Consider the following 2559-nt stretch of genomic DNA (forward strand, 5'->3'; position numbering starts at 1 on the left):
GGTCTCGTTCACCTGGAACATCAAGACCGTCGAGGGCACCGACCAGGTCGCCGACATGCTGCGCACCGTCCTCGACCGGGTCGACCCGATCAACTTCGCCGTGACGGGCGAGCCGACGAGCACCGACGGGGTCGACGAGGCCTGGTTGACCTTCGAGACCGCGGTCGGCCGCGGCACCGGGCACGTCCGCCTCCGCGACGGCAAGGCGTGGACGCTGCTGACCACGCTCGACGAGCTCAAGGGCCACGAGGAGGGCCTGCGGGACCGCCGGCCCCTCGGCACCGAGCACGGCGCGAACCCCGACCGCGAGACCTGGATGGAGGCCCGCGAGCGCGAGGCCGAGGAGCTCGGGTACTCGCGCCAGCCGGAGGTCGTGGTCGTCGGCGGCGGCCAGGGCGGGATCGCGCTCGGGGCTCGGCTGCGCCAGCTCGGCGTCGAGACCATCGTCATCGAGCGCAACGAGCGCCCCGGCGACTCGTGGCGCAAGCGCTACAAGAGCCTCGCCCTGCACGACCCGGTCTGGTACGACCACCTGCCCTACATGCCCTTCCCGGACAACTGGCCGGTGTTCGCGCCGAAGGACAAGATCGGCGACTGGCTCGAGATGTACACGCGGGTCATGGAGATCAACTACTGGGGCTCGACGACCGCGGAGTCCGCGGAGTTCGACGAGGCCGAGGGTCGCTGGACCCTCAAGGTGCAGCGCGACCGCGGCAACGGGCCCGAGGAGGTCGTGCTCCGACCGCGGCAGCTCGTGTTCGCGATGGGCGTCTCCGGCAAGCCGAACAAGCCCGAGTTCCCGGGGATGGACCGCTTCCGCGGCGAGATCCAGCACTCCTCGGAGCACCCCGGCCCGGCCGGGTACGAGGGCAGGAAGGTCGTCGTCGTCGGCTCGAACAACTCCGCGTTCGACATCAGCGGGGCGGCCTGGGAGGCCGGCGCCGACGTGACGATGGTGCAGCGCTCCTCCACGCACATCATCACGTCGAACACCCTCATGGAGCTCGCCCTGGCGGGGCTGTACTCCGAGGAGGCGGTGCGCAGCGGCGTCGACACCCGGACCGCCGACCTGACGTTCGCGTCGCTGCCCTACCGGATCATGGCCGACTTCCAGAAGCCGGCGTACGACGAGGCCAAGCGCCGGGACGCCGACTTCTACCAGCGGTTGAGCGACGCCGGGTTCGAGCTCGACTTCGGCGACGACGACTCCGGCCTGTTCATGAAGTACCTGCGACGCGGCTCGGGCTACTACATCGACGTCGGCGCGGCGGACCTCGTCGCCGACGGCAAGGTGAAGCTGGTCAAGGGGCAGGTCAAGGAGTTCACCGAGACCGGCGTGGTCCTCGACGACGGCACCGAGCTCGAGGCCGACCTCGTCGTGCTGGCCACCGGGTACCGCTCGATGAACACCGGGGTCGCCGACATCATCGGGCCGGAGATGGCGGAGCGGGTCGGCAAGGTGTGGGGCCTCGGCTCGGACACCACCAAGGACCCGGGCCCGTGGGAGGGCGAGCAGCGCAACATGTGGAAGCCGACCCAGCAGGCCAACCTGTGGTTCCACGGCGGCAACCTGCACCAGAGCCGGCACTACTCGCTCTACCTCGCGCTGCAGCTCAAGGCGCGCCAGGAGGGGATCGACACCCCGGTGTACGGCCTGCAGCCGTCGCACCACGCGGAGTAGGGCGCCGGCTCGCCGAGCGAACGGCACTGTCGCTGCCTCTGCGAGCGAAAGTGCCGTTCGCTCGTTTCCGGGGTCCCGACGACGGGTGCGGGGCGCCGGCCGGCGGGGTAGGCAGGGGCCATGGAGTACACGAAGCTCGGCTCGACCGGCCTGGACGTCTCCCGCATCTGCCTGGGCACCATGAGCTACGGCGAGCCCAACGACCGCTGGCCCTGGGCGCTGCCGTCCGACGACGCCAAGCCCTTCTTCTCCGCCGCGCTCGAGGCGGGGATCAACTTCTTCGACACCGCCGACGTCTACTCGCAGGGCACGTCCGAGGAGATCACCGGGCGCTGGCTGAACGAGATGGCCGACCGCGACGAGATCGTCGTCGCCACCAAGGTCTTCAACCGCATGCGGTCCGGCCCGAACGGTGCCGGGCTCTCCCGCAAGGCGATCATGACGGGGATCGACCACTCGCTGCGGCGCCTCGGCATGGACTACGTCGACCTCTACCAGATCCACCGCTTCGACCCGGACACGCCGCTCGAGGAGACGCTCGAGGCGCTGCACGACGTCGTGAAGTCCGGCAAGGCGCGCTACATCGGGGCGTCGTCGATGTTCGCCTGGCAGTTCGCGAAGTCGCTGCACCTGCAGGACGCGAACGGCTGGGCCCGGTTCGTGACGATGCAGGACCACTACAACCTGCTCTACCGCGAGGAGGAGCGGGAGATGCTGCCGCTCTGCGCCGACGAGGGCGTCGGGTCGATCCCGTGGAGCCCGCTCGCCCGCGGCAAGCTCACCCGCGACTGGGACGAGACGACGACCCGCGGCGACACCGACGAGTTCGGCAAGACGCTCTACCAGGACTCCGACCGCCACATCGTGGAGAAGGTCGC

2 protein-coding genes are annotated in these 2559 nt (G+C 69.9%); both read left to right on the plus strand.

Features of this window, described 5'->3' with window-relative positions; genetic code table 11:
- Nucleotides 1-1681, plus strand: a 1681-nt coding sequence (locus AC0CYZ_RS22600; protein ID WP_472219485.1) for a flavin-containing monooxygenase, incomplete at its 5' end; no start/stop codon positions are given.
- Nucleotides 1682-1801: 120 nt separating this feature from the next.
- On the plus strand, nucleotides 1802-2559 hold a 758-nt coding region (locus AC0CYZ_RS22605; protein WP_472219487.1), incomplete at its 3' end, for an aldo/keto reductase.

This window comes from Actinomycetospora sp., from assembly GCF_055612215.1.